This window comes from Streptomyces tibetensis (assembly GCF_040647715.1).
GTDB classification, from domain to species: domain Bacteria; phylum Actinomycetota; class Actinomycetes; order Streptomycetales; family Streptomycetaceae; genus Streptomyces; species Streptomyces tibetensis_A.
In genome coordinates this window covers 85,180-101,979 of sequence record NZ_JBEZCR010000005.1, presented here as the reverse complement: position 1 = coordinate 101,979, position 16,800 = coordinate 85,180, and the positions used below count along the sequence as shown (strand labels likewise).

The following is a 16,800-nucleotide window of genomic DNA, read 5'->3' as shown; positions in this document are numbered from 1 at the left end:
TGGTGGTCACTTGGACTCCTCACCCCTTCCGAAGCCCATGATCTTGCCCTGGAGCAGGGTCACGGCGCAGATCAGCACGGTCAGGATGAGTGCCCCCGCGCTTCCGGCGCCGTAGTCCTGGCTCTCGCCCAGGGCCTTGTAGTACAGCTCGACGAGCGGCGGGCGTCCCCAGGTGGTCTTCGACAGCAGGTTGAAGAACTCGTCGAAGGCCTGGTAGGCGGCGATCAGCAGCAGCAGGATCACCGCGGTGGAGGTGGCGCGCAGCTGGGGCAGGGTGATGTACCGGAAGGTCTGCCAGCCCGACTTTGCGCCGTCGATGGCGGCGGCCTCGTAGAGCTCGTCCGGGATGTTCTGCAGCGCCGCGATGAAAAGGATCATGTAGAAGCCGGACTGCAGCCACAGCCGGGCGGTCACGATGACCAGCCAGTACCAGGGCGGGTTGGGGTCGATCAGCCAGGCGATGTTCTCGATGCCGAACCAGCCCAGGACCGTGTTCATCAGACCGAAGCGGACCCCGCTGAAGATGGACATCTTCCAGATGAGCGCCGCGGCGACGTAGCTGACCGCGGTCGGCAGGAAGAAGACCGAGCGGAAGAACGCCCGCATGAACCGCATCCGGTTCACCAGCAGGGCCAGGCCCAGCGAGAGCGCCCAGGTGGTGGGCACGATGAACGCGGCGAAGACGGTGAAGGTGCCGAGCGAGCCGACGAAGTCGTCGTTCGTCAGCATGTACACGTAGTTGTCGAAGCCGACGAACTTGTCCGGCGTGACGGTGAAGCGGGCCTCGAAGAAGCTCAGCCAGAGGCTCCAGAGGATCGGCGCGTAGACGAAGATCGCCAGGCCGATCAGGAACGGCCCGGTGAAGAGCCAGAAGGCGTAGGCGGGGCTGCCCCGCAGGCCCCGCCGCGGCTTGGCCGGTGCGGCCTGTGCCGGGGCGGAGCCCGCGAGGTCGAGCTTGGTGGTCGTCGACATGTCGTGGTCCGTCCCGCGGCCTATCCGAAGAGCTTCTTGAGCTCGCGGTTGACGGCCGCGTCGGCCTTGTCGAGGGCCTTCTCCGGGTCCATGCTCTTGCGGACGGAGTTGGCGAAGACGTCCTCGAGGGCGGTGATCATCGCCTGGGTCCAGCCGATGTTGTCGAAGTGGCCGAACTCGTTGAAGAGCCTCACGCCCTCAGCGGCGTTGCCCGACTTGAGCTTGTCGGCCGTCTTGGCGAGCGAGGTGCGCGGCGGGATGTGGAAGCCGTAGGAGGTGGCCCAGTCCTCCTGGTACTGCTTCTGGTCGATCCACAGCCACTTCACGTACTCCTTGGCCGCGTCGACGTTCTTGCCCTTGGCGTTGACGAACATCGACCAGCCGCCGTTGTAGACGGACTGCTTGCCGGAGTCGACGGTCTTCGGGAAGGGGAAGACGCCCCAGTCGTCACCGAGCGCGTCCTGAATGGCCGGCATGGCCCACATGCCGCAGAACTGGATGGCGCACAGGCCCTGGTTGAACGAGGACGGGTCCCAGGACTCGGTCGGGGCGCCGAGGAGGAGGTCGCCGCTGGTGAACAGCTTGCGCATCTTCTTGATGCCCTCGACCACACCCGGGGTGTGGTAGGCGATCTCGTTCTTCTCGTTGAGGGTGTCCGCGCCGGCCGACCAGATCATCGGGTTGATGACCGAGTGCAGGTCGTTGCCCATGTACAGGCCCTTGACCTTGCCGGTGGTGAGCTTGGCGGCGGCCTCCATCAGCTCGTCGAGCGTGGTCGGCACCTCGACCTTGGCCTTCTCCAGCATCGACTTGCGGTAGAAGAAGAACTGCGGGTCGTCGATCATGCGGACGCCGTATATCTTCCCGTCGACCGTGTGCGACTTGATGTCGGCCGGGTTGAAGTCGTCCTTGACCGGGTCGATGATGTCGGTCAGGTCCGCCACCTGGCCGCTCTTCACCATCTGGATCTGCGGGTGGAACTCGAAGAGATCCGGCGCGTTCTTGGTGAGCAGCGCCGAGAAGAGCTTGCTCTCGAAGTCTGCGCTGGTGATCCACTGCGTGGTCACGTTGGCTTCCTTGTACGCCTTCGCGTACTTCTTGATGGCCTGCTCGGTGCCCGCCTCGCCGTACGCGTGGAACATCTGCGTCAGGTTGGTGCCCGAACCGGAGCCGCCGCCCCGGCCGTTGTTGCCGCCGCACGCGGCCAGCCCGCCCGCGGCGGCCAGGCCCATCGCGGCCCGCAGTACGTTCCGGCGGTCCCAGTTCATGTTGCTCGATGCCGACATGCTGACGTCCTTGTCTCGAGTGCGGCTGCGGCTCTGCGGCTCACTGCCTGATGGCTCACGGCCCGAAGGCTCGCGCCAGATGGCTCAAAGAGAGGTGCGGTGCGGGACGCTAGAGCTTCGACTAAGGCTTCGGCAAGGGGTTGGACGAAGTCTGTGCGAAGCGTTGTATCCCGTTCGCGATTTCGAACGCGTAGGGGGAGTGGAGGAGTTGGTTCCGCCGTTACGAGGATGGGGTGGTGGTACGGCTCCTCACGGGGGCGGCGCGTTTGCCGTTCTTCTGCCCGACGGTCTGCAGCGCGCCTTCGAGCGCGAACGTCGCCGCGCCGAGGCACACCGGGTCGGTGGGGATCGGGGAGAGGACGACCTCCGTGGCGGCCAGCGGCCGTGGCAGTGCGTGCCGGGTCACGGCCTCGCGCACCTCGTGCAGCAGCGGCTCGCCCAGGGTGCGGGCCACCCAGCTGCTCAGCACGACGATCTCGGGGTTGAACAGGTTGACCAGGTCCGCGACACCGGCGCCCAGATAGCGGGCGGTCTCGTGGACGACCCGGCGCGCCACGGGGTCGTCCGCCGCGACCCCGCGGGCCAGGGCGTCGATGGTCGCCGTCTGGTCCTCGGCGTGCAACAGCGGGCTGTCGGGACTGAGCTCGCGCAGGTTCAGCATGATGCCGCGCGCTCCGATGTACGTCTCCACGCACCCGTGGTTGCCGCAACGGCACAGGCGTCCGTCCAGCACCATCGTGGTGTGGCCCCACTCGCCGGCGCTGTTGCTGACCCCCCGGTGCAGTCCGCCGCCCAGGACGAGACCGGCGCCCACGCCCGTGCCCAGGTTGACCACCACGGCGTTCCCCCGGCCCCGGGCGGCCCCGAACCACAGCTCCGCGACCGCGCTGGCGCGCAGCGGGTTGTCCAAGTACAGCGGGTAGGCGATGTGCTCGGTGAGCAGGTCGAGCAGCGGTACGTCGTGCCAGTCCCAGTTGGGCGCGTACTCGGAGACACCGGTGGCGCGGTCCACCTGCCCCGGCACGCTCACCCCGACCCCCAGCACCCGGGCGCCCTCGATGCCCGCCTGGGTGACGACCGAGCCGACGGCGGTGACCACGTGGCCGACCACCTGCTCGGGCAGGCTCTCACCGGGCCGGACGTCCTCCTCGGCGCGGGCCAGCACGTTCAGCCCGAGATCGAACAGCTCCACATGGACGTACGTCTCGGCGATGTCGACGCCGATCAGCGCGCCGCCCGAGGCGTTGACCGCGACCAGCCCCCTGGGGCGGCCGCCCGCCGAGTCCTCGAAACCGACCTCGGTGATCATGCCCAGGTCGAGGAGCTCGCCGACGAGGGTGGCGACGGTCGCGAGGCTGAGCCCCGTGGCCGCTGCCAGCTCCTGCCGGGAGGTGGGTGACTCCGCAATGATCTGGCGCAGCACCTCGTAGCGGTTCGCGGTGCGGATGTCACGTGAGGTGCGCTTCACCGGGGTGCCCCATTCTTTCCCAGACCGGCCGGGCCGGATCGACGTCGGCACCGGCGCGGCGCAAGGCTATGGGCTGCCGGGGACTTTCGACAAGGGGTTTGGAAAGGGGCTTTATAAAGTCCCCGCCGGGCACGGGCGGGTGAGAGCCCGACCGTGGCCGGACCATGATGCCTCAGTACGGGTGCTCCGGCCCCTGGCGGGTCAGTCCCGCTGCTCGGCGGGACCGCCCGCGGGGGACGCCGGCACCTCGTCCGGGCGGTTCGCGCCGGCGACCGCGGCGCCCAGCTGCCGCTGCACCTGCTCCGGCAGCGTCGTGCCGCGTACGGTCCCCACCAGGTCGTGGGCCAGCTCGTGCAGTTTGGTGTTGGTGTTCTGAGAGGTCCTGACCAGCACGCTCCAGGCCGCCTCGGGGGTCAGGCCGAACGAGGCCATCAGGATGCCGCGGGCCAGGTCGATGGTGGGCCGGGTCTGCATGGCGCGGCGCAGCTGGGCGACCTCGGCACGCAGGACCTGGCCGTCCTCCTCCGGCGGGGTCGGGCCGGACGGGGCCGTGCCGGAGGGCGGGGTGGTGCTGGACATGGTCGTGCCGGACGGCGAGGTCGTGCCCGACGGGGCCGGCGGCGCGGCGCCCTCCGGCCGGCCGGAGTCCGTCAACGTCCCCCGCGTGCCGGTCAGGTCGAGAACGCGCTCGACCGCGACCCCGCAGGACCGGACGACGACCGACTTGCCCTGGTCGACGGCGCGATCGTGCAGCTCCAGCAGGGCGTTGAGGCCGGAGCAGTCGCAGAATCCGACGGCGTCCAGGTGCAGGTCGATGCCGCCGCCCGACAGGGTGAGCATGTCGTACAGCTCGGGCAGCAACCGCCGGCTGCCCAGGTCCAGCTCACCCCACATCGTCACGGTCATCCGGTCGCCGTCCGGAACGACGTCCATGGTCGCCATGCAGGGCGGGACCGCCGCCGGTGCACGGTCGTCCGCCGCGGTTGCGGCGTCCTCTCGGGTGTGAGACCGCGCAGCGTACGCAGGCTCCGGCATGGCCCTGTTCTCCCTCGTCCGTTCGCCTTGCCTCCGCTTCCAGCGTTGCCCCTCTACCCCATGCCCGTCAACCAATACATGAAATGCAGTACGTGTTTTTGGGTGCGTGAATGTTCTGTCGCTAGAGTTGGAGCATGGATGGAGTGCCCGAGCCACACACCGGATGGACGTTCCTCACCAACCATGCGCGTGTGCTGGCCGCTATTGCCGACAACCACAGTGCCCGTATCCGGGACATAGCGGCCCACTGCCGGCTCACCGAACGGGCCGTGCAGAAGATCATCGCCGACCTGGAGCAGGACGGGTACCTCTCCCACACCCGGGAGGGGCGCACCAACGCGTACCGGATCGACCCCGGCAAGGTGCTGCGCCACCCGGCCGAGGCGGGGCTGACCGTGGCGTCCCTGATGTCCCTGCTCGTCGAGGACGAGGCCGACCGCGCGACCTCCGGCACCCGCACCCGCCCGCACGCAGCGACCTGACCGTAAGGTCTTCACCGCCCCTCGGTGAGCGGCGGGACCCGCCGTCCTCATCCCGTCTGCGTCCGCGCGAGCACGTCCCGCACGAAGGCGTTGGCGAACTTCCCCCGCGGGTCCAGTTCCTGCGTCAGTGCGCGGAAGTCGCCGAGGCGCGGGTACAGCTCGCGCAGGGCGGAGGCGGGCAGGGTGAACACCTTGCCCCAGTGCGGGCGGGCCCCGAAGGGGGTCAGCGCCGCCTCGACCCGCCGCACCACCGGCAGGACCGCCCGCGTGTCCTCGACCCAGGTGAAGTGCGCCGCGACGGTGTCCCGCCCGTGCGAGGGGCTCAGCCACTGGTCGTCACCGGCGACCGTGCGTACCTCGCAGGTCTGCAGGACGGGGGCGACATGCTCCCGGATCGCGTCGAGCGCGTGCAGCATCTCCACGGCGTGCCCGCGCGGCAGCAGGTACTCCGACTGCAGCTCCGCCCCGCTGCTCGGTACGAACTCCGCCCGGAAGTGCGGAAGCCGCTGGTGCCACGGCCCCGGCACGCCGAACTGCTCCGTGCAGTTGACCGCGGGCATGCCCGGCACCGGGTGCATCTTCTCCGTGGCCGGAGCGGCCCAGGGGAAGGCGGGCAGCGGCTGGTCCGTACGCCGCTTGAGCCACACCTGCCCGAAACCGGGCTCGCGCCAGTCGGTGAACAGGCTGACGCTGTACCCCGTCGCCATCACCGTCTCGAACACGCCGGAGTCCAGGCCCTCCAGGGGCAGCCCGGTGAACACGTGCTGCTCGACCTCGTAGGCCGGCTCCAGGTCCAGGGTGAGCGCGGTGACGACGCCGAGCGCGCCGAGTGAGGTGACGGCCCCGCCGAACCGTTCCTCGTCCCGCCCCATGGTCACCACCGAGCCGTCGGCCGTGACCAGCTCCACCTCGCGCACGCAGGCCGAGAGCGGGCCGTTGAGCACCCCCGAGCCGTGCGTGCCGGTCGCGACCGACCCGGCCACCGAGATGTGCGGCAGGGAAGCCATGTTGTGCAGCGCGAGTCCCTTCCCGTGGACCCGGCGGGCCAGTTCCGCGTAACGCACACCGCCGCCGACCCGGACCGTCCGGGCCACCGTGTCGACCTCCACCTGAGGGGGCAGGTCCGCCAGCGACACCAGGACGCCCTCGGGGCCGGGTTCGGCGATCTCGTTGAACGAGTGCCCGCTGCCCAGGACCCGCACCCGGTCGCTGTCCGCGACGAGCGCGCGCAGCGCGGCCGAGGAGGCGGGCCGGTGCAGTTCCTTGGCCGCGTAGGTGATGTTGCCCGCCCAGTTGGTCACGGTCCCGTTCATCCGTCGTCCTTCCCCGAGGCAGCGGGGACAGGAAAGCCCCCGGGGCGGAACCTACCCGGCCCCCGGAGTCCGTTGCCGCCGCGGTCCGGATCGGCCTACGGTAGGGACCGTAGAGAGCGGTTTCTACACATGGTGCGGGAGCTGTCCGAGCAGCGCCCCCCGAGCTGGAAGGTAACCTCTTTGAGCCAGCGCCCCCAGGCACTGTTCGCCCTGGACGCCGCGAACGTGCCGCAGCTCTTCCCGCCCGAGGTGCTGGCGCGGCTGCAGAAGTCCGTGGACATGGACCCGGACCTCGTGGCCCGGGACTTCACCGACCCGCGGGTCCTCGATGCGCTGGCCCGGACCGAGGTCCTCGTGACGGGCTGGGGCTGCCCGCGGATCGACGAGACGGTGCTCGACGCCGCTCCCCGGCTGCGGGCGGTGCTGCACTCGGCAGGATCCGTGAAGTCCTTCGCCACCCCCGCCCTCCGGGAGCGGGGCGTCGCCGTCTCCTCGGCGGCCGCCGCCAACGCGCTGCCGGTCGCCGAGTACACCCTCGCCATGATCCTGCTCGCCGGGAAGGACGTCCTCGCCGCCCGCGACCGAATGCGCGCCGAGCGCACCTCCGCGGGCTGGGGCGTCATCCCCGCCATCGGCAACTACGGCCGCCGGGTCGGTGTCATCGGTGCCTCCCGCATCGGCCGCCGCGTCCTGGAACTGCTCCGCCCCTTCGACCTGCGGCCGGTCCTCACCGACCCCTACGTCGACGAGCGCCGGGCCGCCGCGCTCGGCGTCCCCCTACTGCCGCTGGACGAGTTGCTGCGCACGTCCGGCATCGTCACCGTGCACGCCCCCGAGACGCCCGAGACCCACCACATGATCGGCCGCCGCGAGCTGGCCCTGATGCCCGACGGGGCGGTGCTGATCAACACCGCGCGCGGCGCGCTGGTCGACCACGACGCCCTCGTGGCGGAACTGCGCACCGGGCGCCTGACCGCGATCCTCGACGTCACCGACCCCGAGCCGCTCCCCGCCGACTCGCCCCTCTACGACCTGCCCGGCGCCTTCGTCACCCCCCACCTCGCCGGCTCCCAGGGCAACGAGCTGGCGCGGCTCGGCCTGACGGTCGCCCAGGAGGCGGAGCGGCTGCTGGCCGGAGATCGGCCGGCGTACGCGGTCGACTGGGCGGCGCTGGAGCGTGAAGCCTGACGATCACCCCGGGACAGAGGGTGACGAACGGGGCATTCCATCGGCTCGGGGGACCCGGGTACCGGCCCCGCGCACCCAGGGGCATACCGTGAGGAGTCGTACGTCCGAACCGGGAGGAGAGACGGGATGGGCAGCCGTACCGCGCTGGTCGAGGATCTGATGGAGCGGTTCCCGCACGTGCCGCGGGAAGCCGTCTTCAAGGAGGACCTGCTCCGCGGCGGCGTCGCCTTCGACCCCTCCGCGCTCAGTGACAACGAGGGCGGCGAGGTCAAGCCGAAGTCGTACTTCATCTTCTCCTTCGACCACGGCACCCTGCCCGAGCTCGGCGAGGCGGCGCTGCGCCGGCCGCCCGAGGAGATCATCCTCACCGGTGGCCCCTACGACCTGCGCCGCACCGTCGTCTCGGTGCGCGTGAACCCGTCCTCGCCGTACCGCGTCGCCGCGAACGAGGACGGCGTACTCGGCCTCTACCTCGACGGCAAGCGCATCTCCGACGTCGGTGTGCCGCCGATGCCCGAGTACTACCGGCACACCCTCGCCAACGGGAAGTCGGTCATGGAGGTCGCCCCGACCATCCAGTGGGGCTACCTGATCTACCTGACCGCGTTCCGGGTGTGCCAGTACTTCGGGGCCAAGGAGGAGTGCCAGTACTGCGACATCAACCACAACTGGCGCCAGCACAAGGCGGCGGGCCGCCCGTACACGGGCGTGAAGGACGTCGACGAAGTCCTCGAGGCGCTCGACATCATCAACAGGTACGACACCGCGAAGGTGTCCACCGCGTACACGCTCACCGGTGGAGCGATCACGTCGAAGGTCCAGGGGCTGGACGAGGCGGACTTCTACGGGCGGTACGCCAAGGCCATCGAGGAGCACTTCCCGGGCCGCTGGATCGGCAAGGTCGTCGCCCAGGCGCTGCCCAAGGACGACGTCCAGCGCTTCAAGGACTACGGGGTGCAGATCTACCACCCCAACTACGAGGTGTGGGACGAGTACCTGTTCAAGATGTACTGCCCCGGCAAGGAGCGGTACGTCGGCCGCGACGAGTGGCACAAGCGGATTCTCGACTCGGCCGAGGTCTTCGGCGCGCGCAACGTCATCCCCAACTTCGTGGCGGGCGTGGAGATGGCCGAGCCCTTCGGCTTCAAGACGGTCGACGAGGCCATCGACTCCACCACCGAGGGCCTGCGGTTCTTCATGTCGCACGGCATCACGCCCCGCTTCACCACCTGGTGCCCGGAGCCCACGACGCCGCTCGGCAAGGCCAACCCGCAGGGCGCGCCGCTGGAGTACCACATCCGTCTGCTCCAGGCCTACCGGCAGACCATGGAGGACTTCGGCCTCTCCTCGCCCCCCGGCTACGGCCCGCCCGGCGCCGGCAACGCGGTCTTCTCGGTGAGTTCCTTCATGGACAGCCTCCCGGCCGACGCCCCCACCGCCGTTTGATAACGCTTCGATGACAACGTCCCACGGGGCGACACGGCATTGAGTCGCAGGGCGGCCGCATCCGTATGGCACACCGAGACCGGAGCCATGGGGGTGCGGCCGTCCTGTCGTGATATCTGAACAGGGCGCTTGTCAGTTGTGTGGGTGGCGTGAAAAGCTCTGCCCCTGCCGCGAGGTTCCCCCCAACTCCAATGCCGAAGTGGTGAGTTGACCTCGCTTTGGATGCAGGAGACTCATGCCCGACCTGCCGACCCCTCAGGACGCCACCGAGGCCGCGCTGTTCTCCGAGTGCTGGGACGCGGTCCTCGCGTACGCGGACCTGTGCACGTCCGGTTCCACGGCTGCCGCACAGCTCGGCCGTGAGGCGTTCGCACACGGCGTGCGCGAGGCCCGCGCCGCCGAGGCCGGCCAGGTCCGCGGCACCGCCCGGCGCCCGGCCCGGCTGCCCCGCATACCCCTGCTGCTGACCTCCGTGCGCACCACGGCCGCGGCCTGGGAGGAGGAGGGGCAGGGCCACAAGCTCGACCCCGACCTGCGCCTGTGGCTCCACTCGGACGCGGCCGCCCGCTACACCGGCCCGCCCCTGCAGCGCCCGCTCGCGCTGCGCGGCCTGCGCGATCTGCAGCAGCCGGATGCCGAACTGCTCTGGTTCGCCGAGGTGGAGGCGTTGCCGCTGCCCCTGGTCGCCCGCCGCCTCGGGCTCGATCCGGCCGGCGCCGCCGAGGAACTCCAGCAGGTGCGCACCCTGTTCCGGGACCGCTGCCACCGCAACCACCTCGACACGCCCATGGACGGCCGGTGCCGCAGCTACGCCCGGCTGCTCGACGCCGTCACCCGCTCCTCCGCCGCCGAGACCCCCGGCGACCTCTCCCGGCACCTCGCCACCTGCGTGCAGTGCGCCGAGGCCGCCGCCTGTCTGCGCCTGCACGGCGGAGGCCTGCCCGGGGCACTGGCCGGTGGGGTGATCGGCTGGGGCGGCCTCGCCTACCTGGAGCGCCGCCGCCGCGCCGCGGAGGTGCGGCTCGGCGCCGGCCGGCCCGGCTCGACGGACCGGCCGGGCGGGGAGCCGGAGGACGGGGAGCAGAAGGCGCGTGTCGCCCGCAACGGACTGCTCGTCGCCGCGGTCCTGGTCTCCGTCCTGGCCCTCGGGGTCTCCCTGATGCCCTTCGGCGGCGACGGCGACGACCTCGGCTCACCCGGCGTCGACCGACAGCCGGTGGCCGACAGCGCTCCGCCCCTGCCGTCCGCCCCCTCCCTGCCGCCCGCGACCTCGAAACCGGCCGACCGGGACACCCCGGCCTCGCAGCAGCCGGACAAGACCCGCAAGGCCGAGGACGAGAACCGCCACACCGAACCGCAGGGCACCTCCTCACCCACCGGCCGGGCCGAACCCGACGAGAACGAGGACCCCGCCTGCCGGGTCGAGTACGACCTGGTCAACCAGTGGCCCGACGGCTTCCAGGCCACCGTCACCGTCACCAGCACCCGGCCCCTCGACACCTGGCGCGTCGCCTGGTCCTTCCGGGACGGCCAGCAGGTCGGCCAGATGTGGGACGCCTCCGTCTCCCAGGACGGCTCCCGCGTCAGTGCCGCGGCCGCCGACTACAACAAGTCGGTCCCCGCGGGCGGCGACCTCTCCTTCGGCTTCCTGGCCTCCTGGCGCGGCAAGAACTCCCCGCCGTACGACTTCGAGCTGAACGGCCACGCCTGCGTGAAAAACAGTTGACGCACCCGCGTCACGGCGGGATAGCGTGACGTCGGTTCCGCGCACACCGCGGTTCCGTGCAGAGAAGATCCGAGCGACGAGGAGGTGTCGACCGATGGCTGTCATTGCGATGAGCGCTGCCCGCATCCAGTTCATGAAGTCCACCTCCATGGCCACCGGCTGATCCGACCGACTGTCGGACCGGGGGCCGACCTCGGAAGGGTCACCCTTGTCTTCCTCCTCTGCTTCATCCGTTTCCTCCGCGCTCGCCCCGTACGGCTGGGACGAGGCCTGGGCCGGGGCGTTCGCCCCGTACGAGGCCGAAGGGCTGCTGCCCGGCCGGGTCGTGCGGGTCGACCGCGGGCAGTGCGACGTCGTCACCGCCGGCGGGATGCTGCGGGCCGACACCGCGTTCGTCACCCCGCACGACCCCCTGCGGGTGGTGTGCACCGGCGACTGGGTCGCCGTCGAACCCGGCGGGAACCCGCGCTACGTCCGCACCTGCCTGCCGCGCCGCACCGCCTTCGTCCGCTCCACCTCCTCCCAGCGGTCCGAGGGACAGATCCTCGCGGCCAACGTCGACCACGCCGTCATCGCCGTGTCCCTCGCGCTCGAACTGGACCTCGGGCGCATCGAGCGCTTCCTCGCGCTCTCCTGGGAGTCCGGGGCCCAGCCCGTCGTCGTCCTCACCAAGGCCGACCTCGTGCCGGACGCCGTGACCCTCGCGCACCTCGTCCAGGACGTGGAGACGACCGCGCCCGGCGTGCCGGTCGTGCCCGTCAGCTCCCACGACGGCGACGGGCTCGACGTGCTCGGCGCGATCGTCGGGTGGGGGACGTCCGTGCTGCTCGGGCAGTCCGGTGCGGGCAAGTCGACCCTCGCCAACGCGCTGCTCGGCGAGGACGTCATGGACGTCCGGGCCACCCGCGACGTCGACGGCAAGGGCCGCCACACCACGACCACGCGCAACCTGCTCGCCCTGCCCGGCGGGGGCGTCCTCATCGACACCCCGGGGCTGCGCGGCGTCGGCCTGTGGGACGCCGAGACCGGCGTCGGGCAGGTGTTCTCCGAGATCGAGGAACTCGCCGAGCGGTGCCGCTTCCACGACTGCGCCCACGAGGCGGAGCCGGGATGCGCCGTGCTGGCCGCCATCGACAGCGGTGAGCTGCCGCAACGACGGCTGGAGAGCTACCGCAAGCTGCTGCGGGAGAACCAGCGCATCGTCGCCAAGACCGACGCCCGCCTCCGGGCCGAGATCCGCAAGGACTGGAAGCGGAAGGGGGCGATGGGCCGGGCCGCGATGGAGGCGAAGCGGGGAGCGCACTGGCGTTCGTAGCGGCCCCGCGTCCCGCCGGCCGGGCCCTGCCCGATCACGGTGTCCGATTTCCGCCAGCGGCCGGCCGGCCGACCGCGGAGACTGGACCTGTGACAGACCAGGAAACGGACGAGGACACCAGGTACGAGGCCGTACGCAGCCGGGACGCACGTTTCGACGGCGTGTTCTTCTTCGCCGTCGAGACGACCGGCATCTACTGCCGGCCGAGCTGCCCCGCGGTCACCCCCAAGCGGGCCAACGTGCGGTTCTTCGCCACGGCCGCCGCCGCGCAGGGCTCGGGCTTCCGGGCCTGCCGGCGGTGCCGCCCGGACGCCGTGCCCGGCTCCGCCGAGTGGAACGTCCGCGCGGACGTGGTGGGCCGGGCCGTACGGCTGATCGCCGACGGCGTCGTCGACCGGGAGGGCGTCGCCGGACTCGCCGGACGCCTCGGCTACAGCGCACGGCAGGTGCAGCGGCAGCTCACCGCCGAACTCGGTGCCGGGCCGGTCGCCCTCGCCCGGGCCCAGCGGGCCCACACCGCGCGCGTCCTCGTGCAGACCACCGAGCTGCCCATCACCGAGATCGCGTTCGCGTCGGGCTTCGCCAGCGTGCGGCAGTTCAACGACACGATCCGGGCGGTGTACGCGTCCACGCCGAGCGAGCTGCGCGCCACCGCGCCGCGCAACGCCAGGGGCCACCGTACGGCGACCCCGAACGCCGGCATCCCGCTGCGGCTCGCCCACCGCGGCCCCTACCGGGCCGGACCCGTCTTCGACCTGCTCGAACACCAGGCCGTACCGGGCATCGAAGAGGTGAGCGGTCCGCCCGGCGCCCGCACCTACCGGCGCACGCTCCGCCTCCCGTACGGCACCGGCATCGTCGCCGTCGACGAACGCCCCGGCACCGCCCGCACCGGGCTCGGCGCCCACCCGGGTGGCTGGCTCGACGCCCGGCTCCACCTCACCGACCCGCGCGACCTGACCACCGCCGTCCAGCGGCTGCGGCGGCTGTTCGACCTCGACGCCGATCCCTACGCCGTCGACGAGCGCCTCGCCTCCGACCCGCGGCTCGCACCCCTGGTCGCCGCCCGGCCCGGCCTGCGCTCGCCGGGCACCGCCGACCCGGAGGAACTCGCGGTGCGCGCCCTGACCGGCCGGACGGAGGCGGAACGGCTCGTACGCCGCTACGGCAAAGCCCTCGACGCCCCCTGCGGGAGCCTCACCCACCTCTTCCCCGAGCCGGCCGTGCTGGCCGGGGCCGAGCCCGCCGGCACCCTCGGGGCGCTCACCGCCGCTCTTGCCGACCAGGCCGTACGCCTGGACCCGGGCGCCGACCGGGACGACGCGCGGGACGCCCTGCGGGCCGTGCCCGGTCTGGACGCCCGTGCCGTCGCCGAGATCCGCACCCGCGCCCTCGGCGACCCCGACGTGGCCCCGCCGGGCCTCGACGCCCCCGACAGCTGGCGCCCCTGGCGCTCGTACGCCGTGAACCACCTGCGCGCAGCAGGGGAGTGGGAGTTGTGATGACCTGCCCGACCTACTGGACGAGTGTGCCCGGCCCCCTCGGGCCGCTGCTTCTCACCGCCGCCCCGACGGGCGAGCTGACCTCCCTGTCCGTGCCCGGGCAGAAGGGCGGACGCGTGGTGCGGGACGACTGGCGGCGCGACCCCGGGCCCTTCCGTCAGGCCGAGGAGCAGCTCGCCGCGTACTTCGCCGGGGAACTGAAGGAGTTCCGCCTGGCCTGGCGCACCGAGGGCACCGCCTTCCGCGAGAAGGTCTGGGCCGCTCTGGACGACATCCCGTACGGCTCGACGACCACGTACGGCGAGATCGCCGCGCGCATCGGAGCGCCCCGGGCCGCCGTGCGGGCGGTCGGCGGTGCGATCGGGGCGAACCCGCTGCTCGTGGTCCGCCCGTGCCACCGGGTGATCGGGGCGGACGGCACACTGACCGGCTATGCGGGCGGCCTGGACCGCAAGCTCCGGCTGCTGACGCATGAGGGGGTGCTGCCCGCCCAGGGCCTGTCCGACGGGTCGCACAGCCATCAGCCCACTGGTTCCGAGTAATCCGAAGGTTCGGCTGGAGCAGGGGGCTTGCCCTTGTCACGTGGGCGCCGTGCATTCGCGCGAGGCGCCCACGCACCGGCTCCTGCGGCCACTGCCGCGCACACCGCCATCCCGGCGAACAGCGGCAGGGCTGTGTCCGAGCCGCCGAGCCCGACGAGCGGTGCGACCACTGCGCCGAGTGCGTTCTGCGCCGTGCCGAGCAGCGCCGAACCTGTGCCCGCTGCGGTCGGTACCCGGCCGATGGCCAGCGCCGCCGCGTTGCCGACCACCAGGCCGAGCCCCGCGCACACCACCGCCAGCAGGGCCAGGCACGCGGCCACCGACAGCATGTCGGCCACTGTCGCGGCCAGCAGGGCCGCCGTCCCGGCGGCCATCGCCCGCAGGCCGGAGGCCAGTACCCGTTCGGGAGCGACGCGGCCTACCACCCGGGCACTCACCGCCGACGACACCGTCGCCACGACCGCCCCGCCCGAGAAGGCGACGGATGAGGTGCCCACGCCGAGCCCGAGAACGTTCTGAAGCAGGAACGGCGACCCAGCGATGTAGCAGAAGAGTGCGCCGAACGCGAACGTGAAGGCCAGCGAGTATCCGATGTACGCCCTGTCACTCAACACCTCCTTCACAGAACCAGCCAGTTGGCGCGCCCCTCTGGGCCGCCGCCGGTCCCGCGGCAGGCTCTCCGGCACGCCGACGACAACCATGACCGCAACCAGAGCTGTCATCGCGCCCAGCGTCCAAAACACGCTTCGCCAGCCGAGGCCCTCGATGGCCGTCCCGCCCAGGAGGGGCGCGACGATGGGGGCGATGCCCGTGAGAGACATGAGAAGGCCCAGCAGCCGAGCTGCCGCCGCGCCGTCGGCGACATCCGCGACCACGGCCCGGCCGATGACTATGCCGGCCGCCGCGGTGAACCCGGTCACAAGCCGTAGCGTGATCAGCCAGCCCAGCGATGGCGCGACCGCGCACAGGGCCGTGGCCACAGTGCACACTGCCGACCCGGCGAGCAGTGGTCGGCGTCGCCCGTAACGGTCGGACAGCGGCCCGAACACCAGGTTCCCGAGTGTCATCCCAGCGAGGAAAGCCGTCAATGTGAGCTGGACACCCGAGGCGTCGGTGCCCAGGTCGGCCGCCATACGTGGGAAAGCGGGCAGATACATGTCGGTCGACAGTGGACCGACGAATGAGAGCAGCGCGAGCACCACCGTGAGCACAGGCATGACCCCCCAGTTCCTTATAGTTATATAAATATAGTGAACGCTACCATGGACGTGTGATGGACGAGAATGAGACGGAGCAGCAGCTCTTCCGCGAGGCTCTGGCACTGGTCCCGGCGGTCTACGCGCTATCGCGGGTCCTGCGGTTCCAGGGCATGGATGAAGCCGGGTTGACCCGACTCCCGCCCTCCGAACTGGAGCTCATGCGTTATGTCCATGCCGAACCCGGGGCGACAGCGGGGGAACTGGCGCGCGAGCTGGGACTGCATGCCAGCAATGTGAGCGCGACCGTTCGCGGCCTGGTCAACGCCGGCATGCTGGAGAAGGAGAAGGACCCGGCAGATCGGCGGATCACGCGGCTGAAGCCCACGCTCAAAGCGGAACAGGGCATGGCCCTGATCGAGAACGCCTGGGGAGAGATGTTCGCCGAGGCGCTTGCCGCACTCACTGAGGAGCAGCGCGACTCGCTGAACGCGTCGGTGCCGGCGCTGAAGGCGCTGGGAACGGCCCTGAAGCGAGCCAAGGCCGACCGTGCGACCCGTGCCGGGGGCCGGTGACGGGATCGAGGTTTGGGCAGTGTCGGTTCAGCGGGGTCTGACCGAGGCGTGCCGGCCCCAGCGGGGCCCGCCGGAGGGCTGCGGCTCAACCCCAGAGGACCGCGCCCAGCCAGGCCGCCGCTATCAGCTGGCAGGTGAACAGTTCGGTCAGGATGCCGGAGCCGCCCGCGCGCATGACCGTGCGCAGGGCGGCCACCGCGTCGGTGTGACGGCCGAGGCGGAGCCGTTCGAAGAGGTAGACGCCGCCCAGGAAGCCGGGGATCGCGCCGAGCACGGGTATCAGGACGAAGCCCAGGACGGAACCGGTCCCGGCGCAGGCCAGCATGCGGCGGGTGGTGCGGTTCATGCGCAGCCGCCGGGGCGGGAGCGCCCAGCGGACGGCCTGGGAGACGAGCAGCAGGACCGTGGCTCCGACCAGGACCCACCAGGTGACGGGCTGCGGATCCTTCAGCGCCCACCACATGACCGCTGCCCACACCAGCAACGATCCCGGCATGGCAGGCAGCAGCACTCCGCACAGCCCGAGCAGGATGACCAGCCCGACCAGCAGGAGGTCCCACACTCCCATCTGACCAGACTGCCGGAACACCGGAGAACGCGCAGGTCAGAAGCGTGGCCGGGGCTCAGACCCGCAGGTCAGCCACGCGCGCCGCGCCGGGCTGCGTATTTCGCATGACCGTTCTACGGCTCACTCGACGTGCCGTTCACCGCCCCTTGGCGGGCCGGTTTTTTCCACAAGCCCCGTTTTCATCCG

15 protein-coding genes are annotated in these 16,800 nt (G+C 71.2%); 8 read left to right on the top strand and 7 right to left on the bottom strand.

The window, feature by feature from the left end; translation table 11 throughout:
• Positions 1 to 6: 6 nt before the first annotated feature.
• The 4 genes from AB0B29_RS14970 to AB0B29_RS14955 all read right to left on the bottom strand — a co-directional run bounded on the left by AB0B29_RS14970 (position 7) and on the right by AB0B29_RS14955 (position 4,659).
• Positions 7 to 972 (bottom strand): carbohydrate ABC transporter permease, encoded by a 966-nt coding sequence (locus tag AB0B29_RS14970; protein WP_362238947.1) that lies wholly within the window; start codon positions 970 to 972, stop codon positions 7 to 9.
• Positions 973 to 992: 20 nt separating this feature from the next.
• Positions 993 to 2,258: an ABC transporter substrate-binding protein gene (locus AB0B29_RS14965; RefSeq protein ID WP_362238945.1), complete on the bottom strand. Its 1,266-nt coding sequence runs from the start codon at positions 2,256 to 2,258 to the stop codon at positions 993 to 995.
• 220 nt (positions 2,259 to 2,478) lie between these two features.
• Entirely contained in the window at positions 2,479 to 3,726 is a 1,248-nt protein-coding gene (locus AB0B29_RS14960; RefSeq protein ID WP_362238942.1) for an ROK family transcriptional regulator, read from the bottom strand.
• 201 nt (positions 3,727 to 3,927) lie between these two features.
• Positions 3,928 to 4,659, bottom strand: a complete 732-nt coding sequence (locus AB0B29_RS14955; protein ID WP_362238940.1) for an ANTAR domain-containing protein — start codon at positions 4,657 to 4,659, stop codon at positions 3,928 to 3,930.
• 236 nt (positions 4,660 to 4,895) lie between these two features.
• Between AB0B29_RS14955 and AB0B29_RS14950 the strand changes: the two genes are divergently transcribed.
• Positions 4,896 to 5,243 carry a helix-turn-helix transcriptional regulator gene (locus tag AB0B29_RS14950; protein ID WP_362238937.1) on the top strand — a complete coding sequence of 116 codons (348 nt, stop codon included), beginning with the start codon at positions 4,896 to 4,898 and terminating at the stop codon, positions 5,241 to 5,243.
• A 47-nt stretch (positions 5,244 to 5,290) separates the two neighbouring features.
• Here the strand turns inward: AB0B29_RS14950 and AB0B29_RS14945 are convergent, their stop codons facing one another.
• The gene (locus tag AB0B29_RS14945; RefSeq protein ID WP_362238935.1) at positions 5,291 to 6,556 is read right to left on the bottom strand and encodes a D-arabinono-1,4-lactone oxidase; all 1,266 of its coding nucleotides are present in this window, start codon (positions 6,554 to 6,556) and stop codon (positions 5,291 to 5,293) included.
• A 180-nt stretch (positions 6,557 to 6,736) separates the two neighbouring features.
• Between AB0B29_RS14945 and AB0B29_RS14940 the strand changes: the two genes are divergently transcribed.
• The 6 genes from AB0B29_RS14940 to AB0B29_RS14915 all read left to right on the top strand — a co-directional run bounded on the left by AB0B29_RS14940 (position 6,737) and on the right by AB0B29_RS14915 (position 14,275).
• On the top strand, positions 6,737 to 7,744 hold the full coding sequence (locus AB0B29_RS14940; RefSeq protein ID WP_362238932.1) for a hydroxyacid dehydrogenase: 1,008 nt from the start codon (positions 6,737 to 6,739) through the stop codon (positions 7,742 to 7,744).
• A 126-nt stretch (positions 7,745 to 7,870) separates the two neighbouring features.
• Positions 7,871 to 9,190 carry a radical SAM protein gene (locus tag AB0B29_RS14935; RefSeq protein WP_362238930.1) on the top strand — a complete coding sequence of 440 codons (1,320 nt, stop codon included), beginning with the start codon at positions 7,871 to 7,873 and terminating at the stop codon, positions 9,188 to 9,190.
• A gap of 235 nt (positions 9,191 to 9,425) precedes the next feature.
• Positions 9,426 to 10,916 (top strand): cellulose-binding domain-containing protein, encoded by a 1,491-nt coding sequence (locus tag AB0B29_RS14930; protein WP_362238927.1) that lies wholly within the window; start codon positions 9,426 to 9,428, stop codon positions 10,914 to 10,916.
• Between the two features lie 208 nt (positions 10,917 to 11,124).
• On the top strand, positions 11,125 to 12,231 hold the full coding sequence (rsgA, locus tag AB0B29_RS14925; protein WP_362238924.1) for a ribosome small subunit-dependent GTPase A: 1,107 nt from the start codon (positions 11,125 to 11,127) through the stop codon (positions 12,229 to 12,231).
• 89 nt (positions 12,232 to 12,320) lie between these two features.
• Positions 12,321 to 13,733 carry a DNA-3-methyladenine glycosylase 2 family protein gene (locus AB0B29_RS14920; RefSeq protein WP_362238921.1) on the top strand — a complete coding sequence of 471 codons (1,413 nt, stop codon included), beginning with the start codon at positions 12,321 to 12,323 and terminating at the stop codon, positions 13,731 to 13,733.
• Complete coding sequence (locus AB0B29_RS14915) at positions 13,733 to 14,275, top strand: methylated-DNA--[protein]-cysteine S-methyltransferase (RefSeq protein WP_362238918.1); 543 nt, start codon at positions 13,733 to 13,735, stop codon at positions 14,273 to 14,275. The genes AB0B29_RS14920 and AB0B29_RS14915 overlap by 1 nt, the downstream gene beginning before the upstream one ends.
• On the opposite strand, the gene AB0B29_RS14910 is transcribed toward AB0B29_RS14915, so the two are convergent.
• Positions 14,254 to 15,492 carry a multidrug effflux MFS transporter gene (locus tag AB0B29_RS14910; RefSeq protein WP_362238915.1) on the bottom strand — a complete coding sequence of 413 codons (1,239 nt, stop codon included), beginning with the start codon at positions 15,490 to 15,492 and terminating at the stop codon, positions 14,254 to 14,256. The two genes, AB0B29_RS14915 and AB0B29_RS14910, sit on opposite strands and share 22 nt — an antisense overlap.
• A gap of 56 nt (positions 15,493 to 15,548) precedes the next feature.
• Here AB0B29_RS14910 and AB0B29_RS14905 point away from each other — a divergent pair, with 56 nt between their 5' ends.
• Complete coding sequence (locus AB0B29_RS14905) at positions 15,549 to 16,046, top strand: MarR family winged helix-turn-helix transcriptional regulator (protein ID WP_362239951.1); 498 nt, start codon at positions 15,549 to 15,551, stop codon at positions 16,044 to 16,046.
• 85 nt (positions 16,047 to 16,131) lie between these two features.
• Here AB0B29_RS14905 and AB0B29_RS14900 read toward each other — a convergent pair whose 3' ends face one another.
• Complete coding sequence (locus tag AB0B29_RS14900) at positions 16,132 to 16,614, bottom strand: DUF456 domain-containing protein (protein WP_362238912.1); 483 nt, start codon at positions 16,612 to 16,614, stop codon at positions 16,132 to 16,134.
• Positions 16,615 to 16,800 lie beyond the last annotated feature (186 nt).

Coding starts and splice junctions, on each gene's coding strand:
- AB0B29_RS14970 (WP_362238947.1), bottom strand. CDS start 972: ATGTCGACGACCACCAAGCTCGACCTCGCGGGCTCCGCCCCGGCACAG.
- AB0B29_RS14965 (WP_362238945.1), bottom strand. CDS start 2,258: ATGTCGGCATCGAGCAACATGAACTGGGACCGCCGGAACGTACTGCGG.
- AB0B29_RS14955 (WP_362238940.1), bottom strand. CDS start 4,659: ATGGACGTCGTTCCGGACGGCGACCGGATGACCGTGACGATGTGGGGT.
- AB0B29_RS14950 (WP_362238937.1), top strand. CDS start 4,896: ATGGATGGAGTGCCCGAGCCACACACCGGATGGACGTTCCTCACCAAC.
- AB0B29_RS14945 (WP_362238935.1), bottom strand. CDS start 6,556: ATGAACGGGACCGTGACCAACTGGGCGGGCAACATCACCTACGCGGCC.
- AB0B29_RS14935 (WP_362238930.1), top strand. CDS start 7,871: ATGGGCAGCCGTACCGCGCTGGTCGAGGATCTGATGGAGCGGTTCCCG.
- AB0B29_RS14930 (WP_362238927.1), top strand. CDS start 9,426: ATGCCCGACCTGCCGACCCCTCAGGACGCCACCGAGGCCGCGCTGTTC.
- AB0B29_RS14915 (WP_362238918.1), top strand. CDS start 13,733: ATGACCTGCCCGACCTACTGGACGAGTGTGCCCGGCCCCCTCGGGCCG.
- AB0B29_RS14910 (WP_362238915.1), bottom strand. CDS start 15,492: ATGCCTGTGCTCACGGTGGTGCTCGCGCTGCTCTCATTCGTCGGTCCA.
- AB0B29_RS14905 (WP_362239951.1), top strand. CDS start 15,549: ATGGACGAGAATGAGACGGAGCAGCAGCTCTTCCGCGAGGCTCTGGCA.
- AB0B29_RS14900 (WP_362238912.1), bottom strand. CDS start 16,614: ATGGGAGTGTGGGACCTCCTGCTGGTCGGGCTGGTCATCCTGCTCGGG.